We start from the raw sequence: 15,776 nt of genomic DNA on the forward strand, positions 1-15,776 counted from the left end.
CGACCAATAATGCTGAAAAATAAATGGTCGGGGAGAGAGGATTCGAACCTCCGGCCCCTGCCTCCCGAAGACAGTGCTCTACCAGGCTGAGCTACTCCCCGACCCAGACTTCATGATGCCTTGCGGCGCCTGGGAGGCAGGGGCGTGCCTATAGCCACGGTGCGGGCCCCATGCAAGCCAGCATTTTGCGTTTTCATGGCCGCCGCAATGGCAAGCCGTTTTGCTGCATGCTAGACCGCCGTCCATGGACACAGCATTGCAGAGTCGCGCAGAGCATCGCGCGCAGCCGCGCCATTTCGAGTGGCAGTATCTTGATCTTTTGCGGCAGATCTGGACCACAGGTCACGAACGCGCGGATCGCACCGGAGTCGGCACGCGCTCGCTGTTCGGCGCGACGATGCGGTTCGATCTTTCGGACAATGCGATCCCGCTGCTCACCACCAAGCGGGTGTACTGGAAGGCAGCGGCGCGCGAGATGCTGTGGTTCCTCACTGGCGACACAAACATTCGCGCGCTGGTGGCGCAGGGGGTGCACATCTGGACCGACTGGCCGCTCGACAGCTATCGCAAGGCCACGGGTGAGGCGATCGACCGCGATGCGTTCGAAGCGCGGATCATCGCAGATGCCGAATTCGCCGCGCGGTGGGGCGATCTCGGCCCGGTCTATGGCAAGCAATGGGTCAATTGGCCGGTCTATGAACCGGCGGGTGAGGGGCTGTTCCGCAAGCGCCCGCAAGGGATCAACCAGATCGCCGAACTGGTCGAAAGCCTGCGTAATAATCCCGGCTCACGCCGCCATATCTTCGAGGGCTGGAATGTCGCCGAGCTCGACCAGATGGCGCTGCCACCGTGTCACAAGACCTACCAGTTCTTCGTTGCCGACGGGAAGCTGACCGGGCTTTTGTATCAAAGGTCCTGCGATCTGGCGCTCGGCGTGCCGTTCAACATCTTTTCCGCCGCGCTCATCATCCGGATGCTGGCGCAACAGTGCGATCTGCAGCCGGGGGAGCTGATCTGGAACGGCGGCGATGTGCATCTGTATCTCAACCACCGCGATCTGGTCGAAACCCAGTTGGCGCGTGAGCCGAACGGTGCGCCGAAGCTTGAGATCGCGAATCGTCCGGCGAGTATTTTCGAATATGCGATCGACGATTTCTTGGTGCGTGATTACGCCCCGCAGCCCCATATCTCGGCGCCCGTCGCAGTGTGAAGGGCAGCACTATTGACCTATCGGAAATCCTGAAATAATATGTCTCGACGGTGCAATTAGTCGAAAGGCCAGCAAGAGCCCTGCCGGCTGACCCAGCACAGACCCGAGAGGATTTTTGATGGCCGATGGTCCTTTGAGATCGAACCTGCAGCCGCTTGCGCTTCACGTTCCCGAACCGCGTTCGCGCCCTGGCGACCCTGTCGATTTCAGCGATGTGATCGTTCCTGCCGCTGACAGCATGGCGCGGCCCGACGAGGCGGTGTCTCCGCATGACATGCGCGATCTGTCGTTCGGGCTGGTGCGCGTGCTCGACGATGAGCACCGCGCTGTCGGGGCCTGGGATCCCCGGCTTCCGCACGAAACCCTGCTCAAGATGCTGCGCACGATGGCGCTGACCCGCGCATTCGACGAGCGGTTGTATCGCGCGCAGCGGCAGGGCAAGACCAGCTTCTATATGAAGTGCACCGGCGAGGAGGCGACGTCGGTCGCCGCTGCCGCTGCGATGCAGGGCGATGACATGGTGTTCCCGAGCTATCGCCAGCAGGGCATCCTGATGTGGCGTGGTTATGCGCTCACCGAGATGATCAACCAGATCTATTCGAACCGCGGAGACAAATTGAAGGGTCGCCAGCTGCCGATCATGTATTCGGTGCCGGAACTCAGCTTCTTCACCATCTCGGGCAACCTCGCGACGCAATATCCGCAGGCGGTGGGCTGGGCGATGGCGAGCGCGATCAAGGGCGATACACGGATCGCCAGCTGCTGGTGCGGGGAAGGGTCGACCGCAGAAGGCGACTTCCACAGCGCGATGACCTTCGCGTCAGTTTACAACGCGCCGACCATTCTCAACGTCGTCAACAACCAGTGGGCGATCTCGAGCTTTTCAGGCTTTGCCGGGGCCGAGCGGACGACCTTTGCCGCGCGCGCGATCGGCTATGGCATCGCCGGACTTCGGGTCGATGGCAATGATGCGCTGGCGGTCTATGCCGCGACGCAATGGGCGGCCGAGCGGGCGCGCTCCAACAAGGGCCCGACGCTGATCGAGCACTTCACCTATCGCGCCGAAGGGCACAGCACCTCGGACGATCCAAGCGCCTATCGCAGCGCGCAGGAAAGCGCCGAATGGCCGCTGGGTGATCCGATCCATCGCCTCAAGCAGCATTGCATCGCGCTGGGCATCTGGGACGACGAGCGGCACGCCGCAATGGATCTTGAGCTGGCCGAGATGGTGAAGGCCGCGACGAAGGAAGCCGAGAAGAACGGCGTGCTCGGCCATGGCATGCACCAGCCGTTCGAAACGATGTTCGAGGACGTTTTCGAGGAACTTCCCTGGCATCTGCAGGAGCAGATGGCGCAGGCGCTGGAAGAAAGGGCCGCAAAATGGCCGAAGTGATGCAGGATTACGCAACGTCCGAAGCGACCAACGAAGGCGCCGCTGATCAAACGGCGACCAAGACGATGAACATGATCGAGGCGATCAACAGCGCCATGGACGTCATGATGGACCGCGACCCCGATGTCGTGATCATGGGCGAGGATGTCGGCTATTTCGGCGGCGTCTTCCGCTGCACCGCAGGGCTGCAGGCCAAGCACGGCAAGACCCGGGTGTTCGACACCCCGATCAGCGAATGCGGTATCGTCGGCGTCGCGGTCGGCATGGGGGCCTATGGCCTGCGTCCGGTGCCCGAAATCCAGTTTGCCGACTATATCTACCCCGGCATCGACCAGTTGATCTCTGAAGCGGCGCGGCTGCGCTATCGCTCGGCGGGCGAGTTCATCGCGCCGATCACGGTGCGCTCGCCTTTTGGCGGCGGCATCTTCGGTGGTCAGACGCACAGCCAGAGCCCCGAGAGCCTGTTCACGCATGTCTCGGGCCTCAAGACGGTAATTCCCTCGACACCCTATGACGCCAAGGGGCTGCTGATCTCGGCGATCGAGGACAACGACCCGGTCATCTTCTTCGAGCCCAAGCGGATCTATAACGGCCCGTTCACCGGCTATTATGATCGCCCGGTCGAGCCGTGGTCGAAGCATGCGGCGTCGAAGGTGCCGACCGGTCACTATCGCATCCCATTGGGCAAGGCGAACATCGTGCGCGCGGGCGAAGCGTTGACCATTCTCGCATATGGCACGATGGTGCACGTCGCGCAGGCGGTGGTCGAGGCCAACGGCGTCGATGCTGAGGTAATCGATCTGCGCACGCTGCTGCCGCTCGATATCGAGACGATCGAGGCCTCGGTCAAGAAGACCGGGCGTTGCCTTATCGTGCACGAGGCGACCCGGACCAGCGGTTTCGGCGCGGAACTCTCCGCTTTGGTGCAGGAGCGCTGCTTCTATCACCTCGAAGCCCCGGTCGAGCGAGTCACCGGTTTCGACACCCCATACCCGCACAGCCTGGAATGGGCGTATTTCCCTGGCCCGATCCGCATCGGTCGCGCCATTGCCAAGATCATGAAGGACTGACCCGCCATGGCAACTTTTACCTTCAACCTGCCTGACATCGGCGAAGGCATTGCCGAAGCGGAAATCGTGGCGATGCACGTCAAGATCGGTGACCGGATCGAGGAAGACAGCCGCATCGCCGACATGATGACTGACAAGGCGACCGTCGAGATGGAATCGCCGGTGTCTGGCACCGTTACCAAGGTGGCAGGCGTCGAGGGCGATGTCATCGCGATCGGATCGATGCTGGTCGAGATCGAGATCGAAGGCGAGAGCAGCGATGCCGGCGCCGAGCCGGTGACAGAGACTGCACCCCAGCCGAAGCCCGAGACGATCGAGGTGGAAACGCCCAAGGCGCCGCCGGTTGAAGAGTCTGCCGCTGTGGTTGCGACGCCCGCGCCTGCGCCTGCAGCGCCTAAGGCAGCAGCGGCGCCAGCTCCGACGCCAGCGCATGGCAGTGCCAAAGTGCTGGCATCGCCCGTCGTCCGCCAGCGTGCGCGCGATCTGGGGATCGATCTGGCCAAGGTTCGGCCCACCGAGGGCACGCGCATCCGTCATGCCGATCTCGACGCCTATCTGAACTATGGCGGTACCCGGTCGGGTCCTGGCCGGGCTGCGGATGAAGAAATCCGCGTGATCGGCATGCGCAAGCGAATCGCGCAGAACATGGCCGAATCGAAGCGCAACATCCCGCACTTCACTTATGTCGAGGAAATCGACGTGACGGCGATGGAGGACATGCGCAGCCAGATGAACGCAGGCCGCGGGGATCGCCCGAAGCTGACCGCGCTGCCGATCCTGATCGCGGCTATCTGCAAGACGCTGCGCGACTATCCGATGCTCAATGCGCGCTACGATGACGAGGCCAATGTGGTCACGCGCTCGGGCGCGGTGCATTTGGGCATCGCGACGCAGACCGATGCCGGGTTAATGGTACCGGTGCTGCGCGGCGCCGAATGCTTGAGCGTCTGGGATATGGCGAGCGAGATCGCGCGCCTCGCCGATGCGGCGCGCAGCGGCAAGGCAAAGAGCGAGGAGCTGTCCGGTTCGACGTTGACGCTGACCTCGCTTGGCCCGCTCGGCGGGATCGCGACGACGCCGGTGATCAACCGGCCCGAAGTCGCGATCATCGGCCCCAACAAGATCGTCGAGCGCCCGATGGTGGTCGATGGCCAGGTCGTCATCCGCAAGATGATGAACCTGTCGATCTCGTGCGATCACCGCGTGGTCGATGGCTATGATGCGGCCAGCTTCGTCCAGGCGCTCAAGCGCCGGATCGAGACGCCGATCTACATTTTCGCGGATTGAAGATGAGGTTCGCTAGATAATCGTCATCCCCGCGAAGGCGGGGGTCCCGCTTTTGCTCGGCGGTCGCTGAAGCGGGATTCCCGCGTTCGCGGGAATGACGGGGGTCATTTGACCCTAGGTTTTCACCGCACGATGGCGCGGAACGTCACCCGGCGGGTTTCACCCTGCATCAGCCGGTCGCCGACCTGCCAGCGCAGATGGGTGACATCATCGGGGTTGGCGGGGCGCCAGCTGCCATCGCCGAGCGACACCCTGAGGTCCGGCAACAGCCCCCAGCTGCGACCGCCATCGATCGACACCATTTCGCTGCCATCGACGGTCTCGTCGAGGCGTACTGTGCGGGGAAGGGGGTTGGTGACGGTAAAGCCCTGTACCGGGCGTTTGCCGACATTGCGATACTCGACGACATAGATCAGCCGCTCGCCTGGGCTTACCTGGCGGGCAGGCTCAAGCCGCACGCGCCGCGCGCCGCTGCCCTGCGGGTCGATCTTTTCGACGAAGATGGATGATTTTGTCCGAACATCGCCCGATGCGAACGCCGCGACCGGCGCCACCATGGCGAGCAGCGCGATTGTGGTGCGCAGCATTATCTACCCCGATTTGCCCCTGCCGACTGTATCCGGCTTGAGCGATGATTAGGCGCCAGCAGCGAACATATGGTTAACAAGTCTCAGGGTTTTTGAGGCATCAGGGCCTTCGATGTCGCTGGATTGTGTGTGGCAATCGGTGCAGATATACCCGGTACAGCCCGGTTTGCGGGCCGAGGGCATCACCATTTATGTCTCTACCGCCATCAGATCCCATTTTGCCCGACGAACTGCGCCGTGACCGGCTGCTGGCCGCGCTTGCGCTGATCGCGGGTGTCGCGCTGTTCCTCGCCTTTCCGTTCGCGATGCGCGCCGGGGCGGAGTTCTTCCTGCCGCTCGCTGTTGCGATCGTGCTGTCGATCGCACTGGTTCCTGCACTCGAATGGATGGAGCGGCGGGGGCTGCCGTCGATGGCGGCGGCCTTTTTGTGCCTGGTGCTGTTTCTGGTTATTGCCAACGGCGCGCTCGCGGTGATCGTGGTCCCGGCGGCGGACTGGTTCCTGCTGCTGCCCGATCGCATCCCCAAGATCATGGAAAATCTGGGGCCATTGATCGATCTCTACTCCGATCTGCAGAAGTTCGTTGATGATACCACCCGGTTGGTGTCGGGATCGATGGTGAAGGCACAGAACGCTGCGGTGGCATCGCCCGAATCGCTGCTTGACCTGTTTGCCAGCGCGGCCCCCGGCGTGGCGCTGCAGATGGCATTCGTCGTGCTGCTGATCTTCTTCTTCCTTGCCGGATGGACCAAGCTGCGCGAAAACGCGATCAGCAGCCGGGGAAGCTTCACCGGTGCCATGGCGACCGCACGGGTGATCCAGAACGTGGTGTCGGCGACGTCGGCGTATCTGACCACCATCACGCTGATCAACCTGCTGCTCGGCCTTTCGGTCGGCGTGGTGGTGTGGATGCTGGGCATGGAGTCTCCCGCGATGTGGGGTGGCATCGTCGCGCTGCTCAACTTCGTGCCCTATCTGGGGCCCGTGCTTGCGGCGATACTGCTCGCGCTGGGGGGTCTGATGAGCTTTGGCGATCTATGGACCGCACTGATTCCCGCCAGTGTCCAGGTCGTGTTTCATCTGGTCGAGGCCAACCTGATCACGCCGGCCGTGCTGGGCCGCCGTTTGACGATGAACCCGCTGCTGATTCTCGTGTCGCTGAGCTATTGGGCGTGGGTGTGGGGCACCACCGGCGCATTGCTGGCGGTTCCGCTGCTGATCATCATCCAGACCGTGGTTGCAGCTGCGGGCAAACCGGACATCGCGGGCTTTCTTTTCGAATCCGGGACGCTCACGCGTCACCCGCGAGAGGGGGAAACCGCGCCCACCGAACCTTTATCGCCTGTTCGCGGGAAAATTTGAATCACGTGTTGACAGGTTGGCAGGTCGCTTATATCAGCCGCGCTCCAACACGATGCGGGTGTAGCTCAGTTGGTTAGAGCGCCGGCCTGTCACGCCGGAGGTCGCGGGTTCGAGCCCCGTCACTCGCGCCATTGGACTGGAGTTCAGCTCCGGAAAAATGGTCACTCGCACGTGTTGGAAACTTCCCGGAATGAGCGCTACGAGGCGTCACCATGTGCGATTGGTTGCCCCTTTCTCAGGCGCTCCAGCGACCGGTTTCCATCCAGATCATCAGCGGCCGCATTGGCAGGATCCAGACGATTCCTGCGATGCAATAAATTACCGATTGCACCGCAATGTGCCAATCGCCGATCACGCTTGAAAAGCTCGCAACGATCACGGCCCAGATGGTGATAATCGCAAGGATGGCGAGAATGCCCACAGGCTTGCGCAGGGTCGGCTTCATGAAATTGCTCTTTTGTTGACCGGCAGCAGAACTTGCTGCTCGGTGATCACCGCATCAAGCGGCATGTCATGGTCTTCGCACGGCACTGCGTCGACCTGTTGCACCGTCCACCCCAAACCAATGCGGCGCGCGGCAGGGTGTTTGGCGCACCAGCCATCATAATGTCCGCCGCCCTGGCCCAGCCGGTTGAGCGCGGCATCGAAGGCGATCAGCGGCATGAACAGCGCATCGGGTGCCACCTCGGGCATTGCCCTGTGCGGCTGAGGCCCCCAGGGGCCTTTCTCGAGCGTTTGTTCCGACCCCGTCCAAAGCCTGAAGGTCATCGGCCCTTCGGGTGAAGCCGTCCATGGCAGCGCGATCATCTTGCCCATGTCGAGCATGTGCGCGGCATAGTTCGCGGTCGGAACTTCGCCGGGCACGGCATGATACAGGCCAACCGTTTCGGCAGCATCGATCAGCGGCAGGATGATGCGGGGAGGGCGGCCGAAGATCAGTGCGCGGTGCGAGTTGGGCAACGCCTGCCAGTGAGCCAGCCGTGCAGCCCGCATGGTCCGCCGCAGTTCACGCTTGATGCTGATCACGCCGGTCACTGAAACGATCTGTCCAAAATCCGAAATCCGGGCACACTATACAAAAGCCGGACACACTAGAATGTCCGGGAATTGTACAGGCCATGGTTGGAACCGCCTTGGCCGTTTGCTGGAATATCCTCTGACGCCAGTAACGTCAGGTGGGCGCCGTGTACCGTTGGCCGGAGCCAGGGCAGGGACAGCTCCCTTGATAGATGTATCGCCTCAGGGATGTTCGCTGCAGCTCGTACCAGGCAGTCCCGACATTGATTTAGGACTGATTGGCCCGCTTCTCAAGGCCTTCTGCCAGATTCTCGATCCGGTGGGCCAACTGCTCGATCGCCAGGGCGGCCTGATCGATGGCCTCATCCTGTCCAAGCCAATCGCCCTGGCCTTCGATCGGCTCGGGAGGCGCTTCGTTGGTTGCCAGGATCTCGGCCTCGCGGTCCTGGGCTTCGGCGAGTTCGTCGGCGAGCAGCAGTCCGGCAAAAAGCAGTGCGCGGGTCTCGGTCAGGCCGCCAGAAGCGCCCGCTTTGCGTCCGGCGGCATCGAGCATCGCACCCAACCGGGCGAGATGCTGCTCTTCACCCGGCTGGCAGGTGACGTTGTAGATGCGGCCAGCGATCGAAAGGCGCATGTCTGGCATCGCGATGCTATTCCTTTCCGGCCAGCAGTGCGTCAAGCCCGGTAAGCGCCTGCGCTGCTGCTACCTTCAATCGGGCATGCCGCTCGGCAAGATCGCTTCCATCTTGACTGACGCCGAGGCTGGCATCCCCGTCACGCTGAGCCTGCGCTGTTTCCAGCCGTGTCAAAGCTCGCTCCATCTGTCCAATAGCAAGGATAAGTCGTTCATTTGCCATGAAATGACCTTAACACCAATTGTGACAAACGCAATAAATTGCGCCGACGCCGGGTTTGCAGAACTTGACGCGGTGCAACATGGACACCAAAGGGTGACGCCAAAGCCGACTCGTCGCGCGCTTGTGGAACCTCGAGCTTTTGCGGTGCGACGCGATTACGGCGCTGTTCGATGTTCTGTGTGGAGATGTTACAGGCGATGTCAGTGGTTTTTGAAGATCTCGCCAATGCCGTCCGGGCACTGTCGATGGACGCCGTTCAGGCCGCCAACAGCGGTCACCCCGGCATGCCGATGGGAATGGCTGATGTCGCCACCGTCTTGTTCGGCGAGTATCTGAAATACGATGCATCGGCGCCCGACTGGGCCGATCGCGACCGGTTCGTATTGTCGGCAGGCCATGGATCGATGCTGATCTATTCAGCGCTGCACCTGACGGGCTATGCCCGTCCGACGATCGAGGACATCCGCAATTTCCGGCAGCTGCACAGCCCGTGCGCCGGCCACCCTGAGAATTTCGAGCTCCCGGGCGTCGAATGCACCACCGGCCCGCTGGGCCAGGGTCTGGCGATGGCGGTCGGCATGGCGATGGCCGAGCGGCATCTAAATGCCGAGTTTGGCGATGACCTGATCAACCACCGCACCTGGGTGGTCGCGGGCGATGGTTGCCTGATGGAAGGCATCAACCACGAGGCCGTAGGGCTTGCCGGGCACCTCAAGCTTGGCCACCTCAATGTTCTGTGGGACGACAATCGCATCACCATCGACGGCGCGACCGATCTGTCGACCAGCGAAGACATCCGTGCGCGCCACACTGCATCTGGTTGGCATGTCGTCGATTGCGACGGACATGATGCTGCATCGATCCGTGCTGCCATGGATGCAGCAATTGCCGACCCGCGCCCCTCGCTGATTGCGTGCGCCACGATCATCGGCAAGGGTTCGCCCAATAAGCAGGGCACCTCGGCCACCCATGGTTCGCCGCTGGGCACCGCCGAAGTTGATGCCGCGCGCGCTGCTCTCGGCTGGAAGCATGCGCCGTTCGATGTTCCGCAGGACATCCGCGATGCCTGGGCCGCATTCGGGCGCCGCAGTGCCGAGACCCACGCTGCATGGGCAGCGCGCCTGGCCGCGTCGGACAAGGCTGCCGAGCTCAAGCGCCGGATGGCGGGTGATCTGCCGCAGGGATTTGGCCTGTCGCAGCACATCGCCGGCCTGCTGGCCGAGCCGCAGAAGGTCGCAACCCGCAAGGCATCCGAGCTCGCGCTCGAGGCGATCAACCCGCGCCTGCCCGAAACAGTTGGCGGGTCGGCGGATCTGACCGGATCGAACAACACCAAGACTGCGGGTCTTGGAGTGATGAGCGCTGGCAGTTACGGCGGACGCTATGTCAATTACGGCATCCGCGAGTTCGGCATGGCCGCGGCGATGAACGGCATGGCGTTGCACGGCGGCGTCATCCCCTATGGCGGCACCTTCCTGGTATTCTCCGATTATTGCCGCGCCGCGATCCGCTTGTCGGCGCTGCAGCGTCAGCGGGTCGTCTATGTGATGACGCATGACAGCATCGGCCTGGGCGAAGACGGCCCGACCCATCAGCCGGTCGAGCATGTCATGAGCCTGCGGATGATGCCCAACCTGCTGACCTTCCGGCCAGGCGACGCGGTGGAAACCGCCGAGTGCTGGGAACTGGCGCTGCAGGCCAAGGACACCCCGACGGTGCTCGCGCTGACTCGCCAGAACCTGCCGCAGTTCCGCCGCGTGGAAGCCGAAGGAAATCAGTGTGGTCGCGGTGCTTATCGGATCAAGTCGTCCGGCAACAAGCGGCAGGTGGTGTTGATCGGTACGGGATCGGAAGTGTCACTGGCACTGTCGGTCGCCGAGGCACTCGAGGCCGCCGGGATTGGTGCCGACGTCGTGTCGATGCCGTGCTGGTCGCTGTTCGATGCGCAGCCGCAAAGCTACCGGTCGGAATTGCTGCCCGCCGACGTCCTCAAGGTCTCGATGGAAGCAGGGGTCACTTTTGGTTGGGAACGCTATGTCGGCCCCGATGGTCTTAGCTTCGGCATCGACAGCTTTGGCGCTTCGGCACCGATTGATGCTTTGTTCGACCATTTCGGGTTGACCGCAGACAAGATCGCCCCCGTTGTGCGCACCGCACTGGCTCAGGGCTGAACCTTTTTACTGAATTATCGCAGGAGAATTTCCGATGGCAGTCAAGGTTGCAATCAATGGTTTTGGTCGTATCGGCCGCCTGGTGGCGCGCGCGCTGCTCGAGCGGACCGACCACGACCTTGAACTGGTCGCGATCAACGACCTGGCCGATGCCAAGTCGAACGCCCTGCTGTTCAAACGCGACAGCGTGCATGGACCTTTCCCTGGCACCGTCGAAGCCGTCGGCGATACCATTGTCGTCAATGGCAAGGCGATCAAGGTGACCTCGGAGCGCGACCCCGCCAAGCTGCCGCATGGCGAAATGGGCGTCGATATTGCACTGGAATGCACCGGCTTCTTTGCCGACAAGGAAAAGGCCAGCGCCCACCTGACCGCAGGTGCCAAGCGCGTTCTGATCTCGGCGCCTGCTGGTGGCGCGGACAAGACCATCGTGTTCGGCGTCAATCATGACGTGCTGACCGCAGACGACCTGGTCGTGTCGAACGCCAGCTGCACCACCAACTGCCTTGCGCCGATGGCCAAGGTGCTGAACGATCTCGTCGGTATCGAACGCGGCCTGATGACCACCGTGCACAGCTATACCAACGACCAGAAGATCCTCGACCAGATTCACAGCGACATGCGCCGAGCGCGTGCTGCTGCGATGTCGATGATCCCCACCACCACTGGTGCCGCGCGCGCGGTGGGTTTGGTGCTGCCCGAGCTCAAGGGCAAGCTTGATGGTTCGGCGATCCGCGTTCCGACCGCCAATGTCAGCCTGGTCGACCTCACCTTCACCCCGGGTCGTGACACCAGTGTCGAGGAAATCAACGCCGCGCTCAAGGCCGCGTCCGAAGGCGCGCTCAAGGGCGTGCTGGCCTTTACCGACGAGCCTTTGGTTTCGATCGACTTCAACCATGATCCTGCCAGCTCGACCATCGACAGCTTGGAAACCTCGGTTATTGATGGCAAGTTGGTCCGCGTGATCAGCTGGTACGACAACGAGTGGGGCTTCTCCAACCGCATGGTCGATACCGCAGGCGTGATGGCAGGCCTGGTCTGATCGTCACCAGCAACTCCAGAAAGACCGGTATGTTCAAGACCCTTGATGATCTGATTTCCGACCGTCATGGGTTGGCGGGCAAGCCGGTTCTGGTCCGCGAAGATCTGAACGTGCCCATCCACGAAGGCCAGGTATCCGACGATACCCGGCTTCGTTCGGCGATGCCGACACTTGCCGAACTCGCCGATCATGGCGCCAAGGTGCTGGTGCTGGCGCATTTCGGCCGCCCCAACGGCAAGGTCGATCCGGAATTCACGCTGCGGCCGATCGCCGAAGCGCTGGGCGAAGTGATGGGACGGCATGTCGGCTTTCTGGCGTCGCCCGACCGGCATGCGATCGATGTGCTCGAACCGGGTAGCATCACGGTGCTGGAAAACAGCCGTTACTATCCCGGCGAGGAAAAGAACGACCCGGTGCTGACCAAGCAGATAGCAAGTCTGGGCGACTTCTACGTCAACGATGCCTTTTCCGCTGCGCATCGCGCGCACGTGACCACCGAAGGTCTGGCGCATCTGCTGCCGGCGTTTGCGGGCCGCGCGATGGAAGCAGAGCTCAAGGCGCTCGAGGCGGCCCTAGGCAAGCCCGAGCATCCGGTCGCGGCTGTCGTCGGTGGCGCTAAGGTATCGACCAAGCTTGATGTCCTGACGCACCTGGTCGGCAAGGTCGATCATCTGATCATCGGTGGCGGCATGGCCAATACCTTTCTGGCCGCGCGCGGCGTCGATGTTGGTAAGTCGCTGTGCGAGCATGATCTGGCTGACACCGCCAACGCCATCCTTGATGCTGCCGACAAGGCCAATTGCATTGTGCATCTTCCTTACGATGTCGTGGTGGCGAAGGAATTCGGCGCAAACGTTCCGTGCCACACTGCCAACGTCCACGAGGTCGCAGCCGACGAGATGATTCTTGATATTGGTGCGTCGGCGGTCGAGGCGCTGTCCGATGTGCTCAAGACCTGTCGCACTTTGGTCTGGAACGGCCCGCTCGGTGCGTTCGAATATCCTCCGTTCGACACTGCCACGGTCGCGCTGGCGCGCACGGCGGCTGCATTGACGCGCGAAGGAACGCTGGTGTCGGTCGCAGGTGGCGGGGATACCGTGGCTGCGCTCAATCATGCTGGCGTTGCAGATGATTTCTCTTTTGTTTCAACTGCGGGCGGCGCTTTCCTGGAATGGATGGAAGGCAAGGTCCTGCCCGGCGTCAAAGCGCTCGAGGCCTGACACGCATCCAGTTTCAACCATAAGCCTGGCACAGACCTCAAGGGAACTCACATGACCGACACCGCAACCTTCGACAAGATGTTCGCCCAGATCGAGACCGGCGCAGGCTTCATCGCTGCGCTCGACCAAAGCGGTGGTTCGACCCCTAAGGCGCTCAAGGGCTACGGCATCGAGGACGCTGCATGGGGCAGCGAAGAGGAAATGTTCGCGCTGATCCATGGCATGCGCAGTCGCATCGTGACCTCTCCTTGCTTCAACGGCGACAAGGTAATCGGTGCGATCCTGTTCGAGCGCACCATGGATGGCGAAGCGGGAGGCAAGAGCGTACCTGCATTGCTGTGGGAACGCGGCGTGGTGCCGTTCCTCAAGGTCGACAAGGGCCTTGAAGACGAAGCCGACGGCGTGCAGATGATGAAGCCGATCGGTGGCTTGGGAGACCTGCTCGACCGCGCCAAGGCCAAGGGCGTGTTCGGCACCAAGATGCGTTCGGTGATTTCCTCCGCCTCGCAAACGGGCATCGCCGCGATCGTCCAGCAGCAGTTTGCAGTGGCAGGCGAAATCCTCGACCACGGCCTAATCCCGATCATCGAGCCCGAAGTGAATATCAAGAGCGAGACGCGCGGCCAGTGCGATGAAATTCTGCTCGCGGAGACGATGAAGGCGCTGGGCGCGCTGCCCGAGGGCCGTCGCGTGATGCTCAAGCTGTCGTTGCCCGCCAAGGCCGGTCGGTTCGCCGATCTGGTCGCGCACCCTGCGGTCATCCGCGTGGTTGCATTGTCGGGTGGCTTCAGCCGCACCGATGCCTGCGTCGAACTGGCCAAGAACCCGGGCGTCATCGCCAGCTTCTCGCGCGCTCTGCTCAACGATCTCAAGCACCAGATGAGCGACGAAGAGTTCGACGCCTCATTGGGCGGCGCGATCGATGAAATTCACAAGGCGTCGATCGCTTGACCGGCTGCGAGCTTTACCTGATCTCCCCGCTCGATGTCGGCGGGGATTTTCCTGACCGGCTGCGCTCGGCGCTGGAGGCAGGCCCGGTGGCGGCGTTCCAGTTCCGCGTGAAGGATATCGACCAGCACGAGGCGGCAAGGCTTGCCGCGCCGCTGCTCGAAATCTGCCGCGAGCATGATTGCGCGTTCATCGTCAACGATGACGTCGCGCTCGCCAAAAGGCTGGGCGCGGACGGCGTGCATCTAGGGCAGGGGGATGGCGACCCGCGCGAGGCGCGCGAGGAACTGGGCAAGGATGCGCAGATCGGCGTGACCTGCCACAACAGCCGCCATCTGGCGCTGGAAGCAGGCGAGATGGGCGCGGATTATGTCGCGTTCGGCGCCTTCTTCCCAAGCAGCACCAAGGACGCCAAGATCACGGCCGAGCCGGAGATTCTGGAATGGTGGTCATCGATGATGGAGCCGCCCTGCGTTGCCATCGGCGGTATCACACTGGATAACGCTGCGCAGATCATTGCGACAGGTACGGATTTTATCGCTGTGTCGGGCGGGGTGTGGAACCACCCCGAGGGGCCGGCTTTAGCCGTGCGAAAGTTCTTTGCGCTTCTGGGCAAGGACACCGGCACTGACATCGGCTGATCCATCCAGACGGCTGAGGTAGCTGACGAAGTCGGCCTCGAATTCCTCAACCCCCGGCAATGCCTCGCCGCGCCCGGAATGGTCCGCATCGACCTGGTTGCGAGACTTGCCGAAAATGCCCGCTGCGGGGGTTTTAATGCTGAACAAGGGCATATTGATGTAATCCGGTTTCGGGCGCTTCATAGCAGCTTTTGCCGATGGTTATCATTTACTGAATATGTGGCCTGCAAGATAGTAAGAAACAGCCATTGTGGGGGCAACGCGGGTGTGGCTTTGCGCCGTCGGCGCTAGGCGATAGCCGGGCACCGAACAAGATACCCCATCTCTCCAAACCCCTTGCCATCGCGCGCCCTTGCCCCTAGAGCGCCTGTCCATTCCCTGAAATCTAATGGAAACGAGCCCTCGCATGAAGATCAGCGGTGTCGATATTCGCCCCGGCAATATTCTGGAACATGAAGGTGGCATCTGGAAGGTCGGCAAGATCCAGCATACTCAGCCCGGCAAGGGCGGTGCCTTCATGCAGGTCGAGATGAAGAACCTCGAAGATGGCCGCAAGACCAACATCCGCTATCGTAGCCAGGATACGGTCGAGAAGGTTCGTCTGGACACCAAGGACTTCCAGTTCCTGTTCGCCGATGGCGAGTCGTTCGTGTTCATGGACGAAGAAAATTTCGAACAGATCACCATCGCGGCCAAGCTGCTGGGTGATGAAGCCGCCTTCCTGCAGGACGGAATGCAGGTCACGCTCGAAATGTATGACGAACGCCCGATCTCGGTACAACTGCCCGATCATATCGAAGCCACGATTGTCGAAGCCGACGCCGTGGTGAAGGGGCAGACCGCCTCTTCCAGCTACAAGCCAGCCATCCTCGACAATGGCGTACGCGTCATGGTTCCGCCGCATATCAGCAGCGGTACGCGGATCGTCGTTGATGTCTATGCCAAGGAATATGTCCGCAAGGCGGATTGATC

16 protein-coding genes, 2 tRNA genes and 1 other RNA gene are annotated in these 15,776 nt (G+C 62.0%); 12 read left to right on the top strand and 7 right to left on the bottom strand.

From position 1 onward, the window contains the following. Positions 1–24: 24 nt before the first annotated feature. Positions 25–101 (bottom strand) — tRNA-Pro (locus tag IEW00_RS11210). Positions 102–244: 143 nt separating this feature from the next. Between IEW00_RS11210 and thyA the strand changes: the two genes are divergently transcribed. The 4 genes from thyA to IEW00_RS11230 all read left to right on the top strand — a co-directional run bounded on the left by thyA (position 245) and on the right by IEW00_RS11230 (position 4,960). Next, the gene (gene thyA, locus IEW00_RS11215) at positions 245–1,210 is read left to right on the top strand and encodes a thymidylate synthase (protein ID WP_188514448.1); all 966 of its coding nucleotides are present in this window, start codon (positions 245–247) and stop codon (positions 1,208–1,210) included. A gap of 118 nt (positions 1,211–1,328) precedes the next feature. Next, positions 1,329–2,603, top strand: coding sequence for a thiamine pyrophosphate-dependent enzyme (locus IEW00_RS11220; RefSeq protein ID WP_188514449.1), 1,275 nt, complete (start codon positions 1,329–1,331; stop codon positions 2,601–2,603). A gap of 65 nt (positions 2,604–2,668) precedes the next feature. After that, a complete protein-coding gene (locus IEW00_RS11225) occupies positions 2,669–3,673 on the top strand; it encodes an alpha-ketoacid dehydrogenase subunit beta (RefSeq protein WP_188514620.1) in 1,005 nt (334 codons plus the stop codon). A gap of 6 nt (positions 3,674–3,679) precedes the next feature. Then, positions 3,680–4,960: a dihydrolipoamide acetyltransferase family protein gene (locus IEW00_RS11230; RefSeq protein ID WP_188514450.1), complete on the top strand. Its 1,281-nt coding sequence runs from the start codon at positions 3,680–3,682 to the stop codon at positions 4,958–4,960. Positions 4,961–5,082: 122 nt separating this feature from the next. On the opposite strand, the gene IEW00_RS11235 is transcribed toward IEW00_RS11230, so the two are convergent. Then, on the bottom strand, positions 5,083–5,547 hold the full coding sequence (locus tag IEW00_RS11235; protein ID WP_188514451.1) for a hypothetical protein: 465 nt from the start codon (positions 5,545–5,547) through the stop codon (positions 5,083–5,085). A gap of 191 nt (positions 5,548–5,738) precedes the next feature. Between IEW00_RS11235 and IEW00_RS11240 the strand changes: the two genes are divergently transcribed. Together IEW00_RS11240 and IEW00_RS11245 are read left to right on the top strand one after the other, a co-directional pair. Continuing rightward, on the top strand, positions 5,739–6,908 hold the full coding sequence (locus tag IEW00_RS11240) for an AI-2E family transporter (RefSeq protein WP_188514452.1): 1,170 nt from the start codon (positions 5,739–5,741) through the stop codon (positions 6,906–6,908). Positions 6,909–6,962: 54 nt separating this feature from the next. After that, positions 6,963–7,039: transfer RNA gene (locus tag IEW00_RS11245), tRNA-Asp, on the top strand. A gap of 104 nt (positions 7,040–7,143) precedes the next feature. Here the strand turns inward: IEW00_RS11245 and IEW00_RS11250 are convergent. The 5 genes from IEW00_RS11250 to IEW00_RS11270 form a co-directional block, all read right to left on the bottom strand. Next, positions 7,144–7,353 carry a DUF2842 domain-containing protein gene (locus IEW00_RS11250; protein ID WP_188514453.1) on the bottom strand — a complete coding sequence of 70 codons (210 nt, stop codon included), beginning with the start codon at positions 7,351–7,353 and terminating at the stop codon, positions 7,144–7,146. Next, entirely contained in the window at positions 7,350–7,943 is a 594-nt protein-coding gene (locus IEW00_RS11255; RefSeq protein ID WP_188514454.1) for a 5-formyltetrahydrofolate cyclo-ligase, read from the bottom strand. Before IEW00_RS11255 ends, IEW00_RS11250 begins: the two co-directional genes overlap by 4 nt. 86 nt (positions 7,944–8,029) lie before the next feature. Further along, positions 8,030–8,186, bottom strand: a non-coding RNA gene (gene ssrS / locus IEW00_RS11260) — 6S RNA. 7 nt (positions 8,187–8,193) lie between these two features. Further along, the gene (zapA, locus tag IEW00_RS11265; RefSeq protein WP_188514455.1) at positions 8,194–8,568 is read right to left on the bottom strand and encodes a cell division protein ZapA; all 375 of its coding nucleotides are present in this window, start codon (positions 8,566–8,568) and stop codon (positions 8,194–8,196) included. A gap of 7 nt (positions 8,569–8,575) precedes the next feature. Then, positions 8,576–8,746, bottom strand: coding sequence for a hypothetical protein (locus IEW00_RS11270; protein WP_188514456.1), 171 nt, complete (start codon positions 8,744–8,746; stop codon positions 8,576–8,578). A gap of 233 nt (positions 8,747–8,979) precedes the next feature. Between IEW00_RS11270 and tkt the strand changes: the two genes are divergently transcribed. From tkt to efp, 6 genes are all read left to right on the top strand, one after another. Continuing rightward, positions 8,980–10,953 carry a transketolase gene (gene tkt / locus IEW00_RS11275; RefSeq protein ID WP_188514457.1) on the top strand — a complete coding sequence of 658 codons (1,974 nt, stop codon included), beginning with the start codon at positions 8,980–8,982 and terminating at the stop codon, positions 10,951–10,953. 34 nt (positions 10,954–10,987) lie between these two features. After that, positions 10,988–11,995: a type I glyceraldehyde-3-phosphate dehydrogenase gene (gene gap / locus IEW00_RS11280; protein WP_188514458.1), complete on the top strand. Its 1,008-nt coding sequence runs from the start codon at positions 10,988–10,990 to the stop codon at positions 11,993–11,995. Positions 11,996–12,024: 29 nt separating this feature from the next. Further along, the gene (locus tag IEW00_RS11285; protein ID WP_188514459.1) at positions 12,025–13,215 is read left to right on the top strand and encodes a phosphoglycerate kinase; all 1,191 of its coding nucleotides are present in this window, start codon (positions 12,025–12,027) and stop codon (positions 13,213–13,215) included. 51 nt (positions 13,216–13,266) lie between these two features. Further along, the gene (locus IEW00_RS11290) at positions 13,267–14,166 is read left to right on the top strand and encodes a fructose bisphosphate aldolase (RefSeq protein ID WP_188514460.1); all 900 of its coding nucleotides are present in this window, start codon (positions 13,267–13,269) and stop codon (positions 14,164–14,166) included. After that, on the top strand, positions 14,163–14,804 hold the full coding sequence (gene thiE / locus IEW00_RS11295; protein ID WP_188514461.1) for a thiamine phosphate synthase: 642 nt from the start codon (positions 14,163–14,165) through the stop codon (positions 14,802–14,804). Before IEW00_RS11290 ends, thiE begins: the two co-directional genes overlap by 4 nt. Positions 14,805–15,210: 406 nt before the next feature. Then, positions 15,211–15,774: an elongation factor P gene (gene efp, locus IEW00_RS11300; protein ID WP_188514462.1), complete on the top strand. Its 564-nt coding sequence runs from the start codon at positions 15,211–15,213 to the stop codon at positions 15,772–15,774. Positions 15,775–15,776 lie beyond the last annotated feature (2 nt).

Origin of the sequence: Blastomonas aquatica (assembly GCF_014639875.1) — a bacterium.
Taxonomy (GTDB): Bacteria; Pseudomonadota; Alphaproteobacteria; order Sphingomonadales; family Sphingomonadaceae; genus Blastomonas; species Blastomonas aquatica.

What these genes read in the sequence shown, in the direction of transcription:
- thyA (WP_188514448.1), top strand. Translation starts at nt 245, where the DNA reads ATGGACACAGCATTGCAGAGTCGCGCAGAGCATCGCGCGCAGCCGCGC.
- IEW00_RS11220 (WP_188514449.1), top strand. Translation starts at nt 1,329, where the DNA reads ATGGCCGATGGTCCTTTGAGATCGAACCTGCAGCCGCTTGCGCTTCAC.
- IEW00_RS11225 (WP_188514620.1), top strand. Translation starts at nt 2,669, where the DNA reads ATGAACATGATCGAGGCGATCAACAGCGCCATGGACGTCATGATGGAC.
- IEW00_RS11230 (WP_188514450.1), top strand. Translation starts at nt 3,680, where the DNA reads ATGGCAACTTTTACCTTCAACCTGCCTGACATCGGCGAAGGCATTGCC.
- IEW00_RS11235 (WP_188514451.1), bottom strand. Translation starts at nt 5,547, where the DNA reads ATGCTGCGCACCACAATCGCGCTGCTCGCCATGGTGGCGCCGGTCGCG.
- IEW00_RS11240 (WP_188514452.1), top strand. Translation starts at nt 5,739, where the DNA reads ATGTCTCTACCGCCATCAGATCCCATTTTGCCCGACGAACTGCGCCGT.
- IEW00_RS11250 (WP_188514453.1), bottom strand. Translation starts at nt 7,353, where the DNA reads ATGAAGCCGACCCTGCGCAAGCCTGTGGGCATTCTCGCCATCCTTGCG.
- zapA (WP_188514455.1), bottom strand. Translation starts at nt 8,568, where the DNA reads ATGCCAGACATGCGCCTTTCGATCGCTGGCCGCATCTACAACGTCACC.
- IEW00_RS11270 (WP_188514456.1), bottom strand. Translation starts at nt 8,746, where the DNA reads ATGGAGCGAGCTTTGACACGGCTGGAAACAGCGCAGGCTCAGCGTGAC.
- tkt (WP_188514457.1), top strand. Translation starts at nt 8,980, where the DNA reads ATGTCAGTGGTTTTTGAAGATCTCGCCAATGCCGTCCGGGCACTGTCG.
- gap (WP_188514458.1), top strand. Translation starts at nt 10,988, where the DNA reads ATGGCAGTCAAGGTTGCAATCAATGGTTTTGGTCGTATCGGCCGCCTG.
- IEW00_RS11285 (WP_188514459.1), top strand. Translation starts at nt 12,025, where the DNA reads ATGTTCAAGACCCTTGATGATCTGATTTCCGACCGTCATGGGTTGGCG.
- IEW00_RS11290 (WP_188514460.1), top strand. Translation starts at nt 13,267, where the DNA reads ATGACCGACACCGCAACCTTCGACAAGATGTTCGCCCAGATCGAGACC.
- efp (WP_188514462.1), top strand. Translation starts at nt 15,211, where the DNA reads ATGAAGATCAGCGGTGTCGATATTCGCCCCGGCAATATTCTGGAACAT.